Source organism: Bailinhaonella thermotolerans (genome assembly GCF_003594875.1).
Classification (GTDB): domain Bacteria; phylum Actinomycetota; class Actinomycetes; order Streptosporangiales; family Streptosporangiaceae; genus Bailinhaonella; species Bailinhaonella thermotolerans.
In genome coordinates this window covers 672754-679956 of sequence record NZ_QZEY01000004.1, presented here as the reverse complement: position 1 = coordinate 679956, position 7203 = coordinate 672754, and the positions used below count along the sequence as shown (strand labels likewise).

The 7203-nt window shown below is 68.5% G+C and carries 5 protein-coding genes and 1 pseudogene; 3 read left to right on the top strand and 3 right to left on the bottom strand.

Annotated features, from left to right (window positions below):
• Positions 1–392: 392 nt before the first annotated feature.
• Positions 393–1412, top strand: coding sequence for an RHS repeat-associated core domain-containing protein (locus D5H75_RS44615; RefSeq protein ID WP_422673836.1), 1020 nt, complete (start codon positions 393–395; stop codon positions 1410–1412).
• A complete protein-coding gene (locus D5H75_RS44610) occupies positions 1361–1840 on the top strand; it encodes a TNT domain-containing protein (protein ID WP_119927086.1) in 480 nt (159 codons plus the stop codon). The genes D5H75_RS44615 and D5H75_RS44610 overlap by 52 nt, the downstream gene beginning before the upstream one ends.
• Positions 1841–2828: 988 nt before the next feature.
• On the opposite strand, the gene D5H75_RS15405 is transcribed toward D5H75_RS44610, so the two are convergent.
• The gene (locus D5H75_RS15405) at positions 2829–3773 is read right to left on the bottom strand and encodes a LysR family transcriptional regulator (RefSeq protein ID WP_119927085.1); all 945 of its coding nucleotides are present in this window, start codon (positions 3771–3773) and stop codon (positions 2829–2831) included.
• A gap of 88 nt (positions 3774–3861) precedes the next feature.
• On the opposite strand from D5H75_RS15405, the gene D5H75_RS15400 reads away from it, so the two are divergent.
• Positions 3862–5973, top strand: a complete 2112-nt coding sequence (locus D5H75_RS15400) for a CocE/NonD family hydrolase (protein WP_202638175.1) — start codon at positions 3862–3864, stop codon at positions 5971–5973.
• Positions 5974–6189: 216 nt separating this feature from the next.
• Here the strand turns inward: D5H75_RS15400 and D5H75_RS15395 are convergent.
• Together D5H75_RS15395 and D5H75_RS15390 are read right to left on the bottom strand one after the other, a co-directional pair.
• Positions 6190–6768, bottom strand: a pseudogene (locus D5H75_RS15395) (aldo/keto reductase); the annotation flags it as partial.
• A gap of 13 nt (positions 6769–6781) precedes the next feature.
• The gene (locus D5H75_RS15390; protein WP_119927083.1) at positions 6782–7120 is read right to left on the bottom strand and encodes an ArsR/SmtB family transcription factor; all 339 of its coding nucleotides are present in this window, start codon (positions 7118–7120) and stop codon (positions 6782–6784) included.
• Positions 7121–7203 lie beyond the last annotated feature (83 nt).

Genomic DNA, 7203 nt, shown 5'->3' with positions numbered 1-7203 from the left:
CCAGACTGAGGATTCTCGGACTTCTAATCCGACGGTCGCAGGTTCGAATCCTGCAGGGCGCGCTGTGATCAAGGCTCTGAACTGCGATTTCTCGAAGATCAGGGCCTCTATGGACCAAAGTTCTAGCCTCTGTGGGCTCGCTGTGTGCTCGCGGGCACGGACTCGGCACATCAGTGATCGTTCCCAAAGGGGCGTGGGCCTCCTGCGCGGGAGCCTCCGATGCGTGTTCTCCCGCGCAGGAGGCTCGGGTTCAGCTAACGGCAGATGCGGGGCGGGCGAGCAGGGCGGCGGTGGATTCGGCGGCGGCCTTGGCGATGTGTGGATAGACGCTGGCGTAGGTGTCCGGGGTGAAGGCCGAGGACACGTGCCCAAGGGTCTCTTGGACGACCTTGATGTCCACCCCTGAGGCGAGCACCAGGGAGGCGGCGCCGTGGCGACAGGTCGTGCAGCCGAATTGGCGGCAGCCCGGCCCGGTGGGCGAGCCGGTGGAACTCATCGGTCACGTACTGCAGGTGCAGCCGCGAGCCCTCGGGGCTGGTGAAGGCGAACCCGGAGTCGGCCCAGGCCGGCGTCCCCCGCGGCACCGCCCCCGCCACCTGGCCCGGCGAAAAGGGCTGCGTCGGCGGCACCCAAGACCCCTCGACCGGCCTCACCCACCTCGGAGCCGCGAATACGACCCCGCCCTGGGCAGCTTCCTCAGCGTCGACCCCATCATCGACGTCAGCGACCCCCAGCAGATGCACGGCTACGCCTACGCCGACAACAGCCCCGTCACCAGCAGCGACCCCCGACGGCCTCCGCCCCGACGACTGCCTCTACATGTCCTGCTCCGGCGGCCCCAACACCAAATGGGGCCCCCACAACATGAAGCCCCACAAGGACATGACCATCAGCGCCCGGGGGGCGACAATGACCGCTACACCCGCCGCTACCCCGCCACCGGAAAACAGAAGCCCTCCTGCTTCCTCTGCGGCATCGGCAACTGGGTCAACAACACCGCCCGCAACGTCTCCAACTGGGTCTCTGAACACAAAACCGTCATCGTCTCCACCGTCGTCGGAGTAGCCGTAACCGCAGGCTGCCTCGCCCTCACCGCAGGCGTGGGCAGCATCGGCTGCGCAGCCCTAGGCGGCGCGGCCAGCAGCGCCACGTCCTACATGATGGACACCCCAGCAGAACAACAGAACATCCTCGACGCCGCAGTAGCCACCTTCACCGGAGCCGCCCTCGGCGCTCTTGGCGGGGCCGTGGCGGGCAAAGTCCGTGGCTTTCTCGCAGGTAAGCTGTCCGGTCGCGCGGCGTCCACTGTGGCAAAGGCCTCGCCCGCCCTGCGACCGCCGCCAGAACTGCCTCGAAGGAACTGGAGCCCAGCCCGTGGCGCCCGAATAATGGACTCCTACATGAACCGGTAAAGAAGACGCTGAACCCCGGCACGAGGATCGACCGATATGGGTCTCGGCAAGGGAGTTTCGTCTCCTCCGAAGAAACTCACTTCCTTCAACGAGGCATCCCCTTCCATGCCGAGCGCGACACATACCACATTTACGAAGTTCAGAAGGCATTTACTGTGCAAGCCCGAATTGCAGCCCCAACAAAGGGATTCCCTGGAGGGGGATTCAGCGCAAACTTCCCGATTCGGTCCACAGGTTCATGCTGGATGGATATCTTAAGGAGTTACATTAGTGGACAGCGGCCTACAGTATCGGTCATACTGGGCGGACAGACGTTCTGTGCCTTGAACGGCTTCCCGCGGGTTGGTCTGTCTACTATTCCGAAAGAGGACGCCATGAAGAGGAGAAACTGTTCGCCACGGAAGATCAAGCATGCCGCTACTTCCTAGCCGAGCTGCTCAGCGAAATCTAGCCTTCCTGTCGCTACGGCGCACCCCACATGGGCAGACGTCCCGAAGGTGCGCTGACGCGCGGAGGTGCCATCGACGAGTGATTCGAGCCGCTGGTCTCCCTTGTCCGTACGGCCGGGCATATCGAGCACGATTGTAGCCGAGATAAGGCGGTTTCGCGGTTCGGCTTCGTTTTAGACGAGCGACGTAGACGAAGAACACGGTGTCGCTGGCGTCGATGTAGATGACGTGGCCAACGTCGTCGCGTTCGAAGAGCTGTAGCGAAAATCCTTGGGTGTCCGGCCGATCTTAGGGTCTGTCCAGTGAACGGGCTCCGACTCGTAATCGGTGGTGGCGTTGGGTGATCCTTGCCAAGCTGGGCCGTGCTGAAGTCGATAGTGGTGCAGGTGTGGTGTTTGCGGGACGGACGACGCCTGAGAACCGTGGAACGCACTGCCGCGCCGGGATGCCCGTCGGCGCAGCGTGGCAGGTTTCAGGTTTATGGGCTCGCTGCGTGCTCATGGGCCCCGATAGAGCCCGGCACTGAATGGGATATGGCCGCAGGCCGCTAAGCCCGGGAGCCGCAAGGAATGGCGTGAAGCCGCACGAAAATGCCTGACATGATACGGGAGACTATTCGCTGGAATGGACTTCTAATCCGTCGGTCGCAGGTTCGAATCCTGCAGGGGCGCGCTGTGATCAAGGCTCTGAACTGCGATTTCTCGAAGTTTCGAGCCTCTCCGGAGCCGAGTTCCACCTCGTATGTGCTCGTCGTGCGCTCGCGGGCACGGACCGGGCGCATCGATGATCGTCCGAAACGGCCGCCGGCCTCCTGCACCGAAGCGCCGCGGAGAGCGTGCCGAGATGGACGACTTCAACGTCTGCCGCTCCGGGCGGGGGCTGGTCGCGGAGCTCCGGGAACACGTGGCCGGCCGGCACGCTCACGACGTCTTCTGGCGTCGGTGACGGCGTTCTGGCGGCGTGACCCCTACCCGTCGGGGAACCGCGCGGCCAGTCGCGGATGGTCGTGACGCCACGGGGCCAGCAGCCGCCGGTACCCCTCCCGCGCCGCCGCGAGCACCTCATCCGCCCGGGCGGCCACCGGGCTGGCCGGGTTCCACACCAGCAGGTGCCGGATGGACAGCGGGTCACCGCGCAGCGGTCGCACCGCCACCTCCGCGTCCTGCCGGAACAGCGCCTGGCACGCCGTCACCGCCCGCCCGGCCGCGATGAGCTGCCGCCGCGACCCCGGTTCGGCCATCCGGTACTGCGCCCGCGGCGTGAACCCCGCCGCCGCGCACACCTCCAGCAGGTGCTCGGGCCACCCGAGCCCGTCCGACGGCGGCACCGCCCACGGCTCCCGCGCCAGCTCCGGCAGGTCGATCTCCTGCCGCGCGGCGAGTGGATGCGCCGCCGACAGGGCCACGAAGACCGGTTCGACGGCCACCACCCCCGTCTCGAACGTCGGCTGCCGGCGCAGCTCGTGCCCCGGATAGTCGGCCACCAGCGCCACGTCCAGGGCGCCGCCGATGACGAGGTCGAGCAGCACCCGGATGAAGTACTCGGTCCGCAGTGACACCCGCGCCCCGGGAAAGACCTCGGTGAGCTGTTCCAGCAGGCCCACGACCAGGTGATTGTCCGCGCCGCCCACGCGTACGGCGGGCGGGTCCGCGGATTCCGGCCCCCGCGCGAGGATCTCGTCCAGGTTCGCCATGATCGTTCGCGTCCGGGTCAGCACGAACTCCCCGTACGGCGTGGCGGTCACGCCCTGCCGCCCCCGGGTGAAGACCTCCCGCCCGAGGAGCTGCTCGATTCTGCGCAACTGCGCGGTGAGCGCGGGCTGCGACAGCCCCAGCGCGGCTGCGGCCCTGGTGAGACTTCCCGCATCGGCGATGGTCTTGAGGATGCGGAGGTGCCGGAGTTCGAGCTGCACGTAAGGGATGTTATGGATAACTGGGATTGATCAGGCACATCCCGTACCGCTGAGATGCCTGAAGCACCCCCCACGCTTCGGAGAGTCCATGCGCACATCCGCGTATCTCCGCGCCGCGACCGCCGTCACGGTGGCCGGCGCCCTGTCCGCACCCGCCCTGATCGCCGTAGCGCCCGCACAGGCGGCGTCCGTCCCCGCGATAAGGGTGGCCAACGGTGAGACCCAGCCGGTCTTCTCCTTCAATGACGCCGTCTACCAGGTCGTCAACATCGAGACCACGGTCGATACCGACCACGACGGCCGGCTGGACACCGTACAGCTCCGGCTGAAACGACCCCGGGAGACGGAGTCGGGCCTCAAGGTACCGACGATCATCGAGCCGGCGCCGTACTACGGCCCGTCGTACGGCAGGACCTCCAAGCTGACCCAGCCGACCTACACCTCCGCGCCGGAGGTGGACGCGGTGATCGCCGAGCGCCGGGGCAACGGGCACAACAAGGAGTACGACAAGACGAGCGGCGACAGCCCGATCGACGTGCTGGGCGAGCGCGCCCGCGAGGAACGCGCGTCCGACCGGGCCGCCGACGCCATGGTCAGCGGCGACCCGGCCGTTGCCAAACCCGCCGGGGCGGGCAATCTGACCTATGAGAACCACTTCGACAACTACTTCGTCCCCCGCGGATACGCCGTGGCCGAGCTCGACATGCTCGGCACCAACGGCTCGACCGGGTGCGCGAGCATCGGCACGCCGGAGGAGACGCAGGGCGTCGTCGCGGCCGTCGACTGGCTCAACGGGCGCACCCGCGGCTGGGACGTCAACGGCGACCCGGTCACCGCCGCGAACTGGTCCACCGGCAGCGTCGCGCTGAAGGGCAAGTCCTACGACGGCACGCTTCCCATCGCCGCCGCCACGACCGGCGTAGCCGGGCTCAAGACGATCACGACGGTGGCCGGGATCTCCAACTGGTACGAGTGGTACCGGGAGAACGGCGCCGTCCGGGGCCCGCAGGGCCTGGCCACCGTCGAGCCGGCCAACCTGGCCGGCGGCAACAGCACCCGCGACGGCAACACCATCTGCGCCGACGAGGTCGCCGCGCTGCGCGGGGACCGGTCCGCCCGGGCCTCGGGCGACTACACCGACTTCTGGGCGCTGCGGAACTCCCGCCCGGACTTCGGCAAGATCAAGGCGAGCGTCTTCATCGCCCAGGGCACCGAGGACTACAACGTCACGCCGCGCCAGAGCACCGAACTGTGGAAGTACCTGCAGGACAACGGGATCCCGCGCAAGATGTGGCTGTTCCAGGGCGCGCACCTGCGGCCCGTGCAGTTGCGCGGCGAGGAGTGGGTGCGCCAGCAGCACCGCTGGTACGACCACTGGCTGCACGGCATCGAGAACGGCATCACCGCGGAGCCCAAGGTGGACGTGCAGAGCAACGTCGACTTCGCCACCTGGACCACCCAGGACGCCTGGCCGGCCGCCAAGGGCGTCAAGCTCAAGCTGACCAGAGAGGGCGGGCTCAGCACCCGCAACGCCGGCAAGGCCCTGCAGACGATGGTCGACAAGGGCCGCACCCACACCGCCGACGAGCTCGCCGCCGATCCCGGCGCCGCCAACCCCAACCGGCTGCTCTACGTCTCCGAACCGCTGGCCTCCGACGTACGGCTGAGCGGCGAGGTCGAACTGTCCGTGCGCGCCGCCCTGGACGGCTCCTCCCCGAACCTGGCCGCACTGGTCGTCGACTACGGCACCGCCGTGCGCAGCACGTACTCCCCGGAAGGGGACTGGACCTACACCGAGTACGCCGACGACACCAGCCGGACCGTCTGCTTCGGCCAGCGGATCACCGGCGACTCCGGCTGCGCCTTCCCGCTGAAGGTCTTCACCCGCACCACGGACCACAAGGTCGTCTCCCGCGGCTTCATGGACGCCAACAACCGCTACTCCATCGCCAGGACCGACCACATCGCCGACGGGGAGCCGTACTCCTTCTCCTGGACCACCCAGCCGGCCGACTACGTCTTCCGCAAGGGCCACCGCATCGGCATCGTGATCCTGTCCACCGACGCCGCCCCCGCCATGCTCTCCAACGGCAAGCCGTACGCGCGTTCCTTCTCCCTGCGCTACCCGGAGGGCACCCGGCTCACCGTCCAGACGGGCCCCAGCTCGGTCACCCTGCCCATCGCCTCCGGCACCCTGTGACGGCGGGCGCCGACGTGCCGATCCGAGCCTGACCTCGTATTTCCCGGCGACCGCCGCCGCAGCTCGCCTCCTCCGATGAGAAAGGTGCGGGGCCAGCGGCGGCGGGCGCGGCGCTCGGGCCGCTGGACCACCACCCGGCCAGGAGGAGAGTGCTGGTCCAGCCGATCCAGGCACGGATGGCGGCGATCGCCTCGGGCAGGCCGCTTCGCCGCCGGTGGCCCGGCTCTCGGCGGGCGCCTGGCGCTCGGGCCGGGACTTGCCGGTCAGGACTCCCTGCGCCGGCGGTGAGAAGGCGATCTGGCCGAGGCCAGGCGGTCGCTCGCGGGCACGACCTCCTTCTCGATGACGCGCCACAGCATGGAGTACTGCGCCTGGTTGGAGATCAGCGGGACCCTCAGCTCGGCCGCGAGGGCCGCCGGGGCCTCGATCTGGCCGGCCCGCCACTCCGAGACGCCGAGGTAGAGGACCTTGCCCTGCCGTACCAGGTCCGCGAAGGCGGTCATGGTCTCCTCCAGCGGCGTGTCCTCGTCGAACCGGTGGGCCTGGGAGAGGTCGGCGTAGTCCGTGCGGAGGTTGCGCAGCGAGGCGTGGCAGCTCTCGAGGATGTGCTTGCGGGACACGCCCTCGCCGTTGGGGCCGGGGCCGGTCGGCAGGCACACCTTGGTGGAGATCTCGACGGACTCGCGGCGCACACCGGCCAGCGCCTCGCCGAGCACCCTCTCGGCCGCGCCGTAGCCGGGGGCGCCCGTCCACGTCGGCGGTGTCGAAGCCGGTGATGCCCGCGTCGAGCGCCGCGAGCCGTACGCGGTCAGGGTTCGCGCGGCGGGGCGGGCGGGGGCGCGTGCAGGATGGCGTCCAGGAGGCCGGGGAACCGGCGTTCCAGTTCCTCGCGGCGCAGGCGGCTCGGCCGCGAGGTGCCGTCCAGGCGGGTGGAGACCAGGCCGGCCCGCCGCAGGATGTGCACGTGGTGCGATACCGTCGAGACCTTCACCGGCACGTCGAGCGCCGAGCAGGTGGACTCCCCCACGGCGTCGAGGGCCCGCACGATCTGCAGCCGCACCGGATCGGCCAGGGCCTGCAGGACGGTCCCGACGTCGATGGCGTCCAGGTCGGGCTGCGGCAGCCACGTCTCCTGCGAACCGGTCATCTCAGCCCTCTTCTCCGATACACGTCCGCTCTTACGATACTCGTCGGACTACTATTACGATTAATGTCGTAACTTCCGAAGAG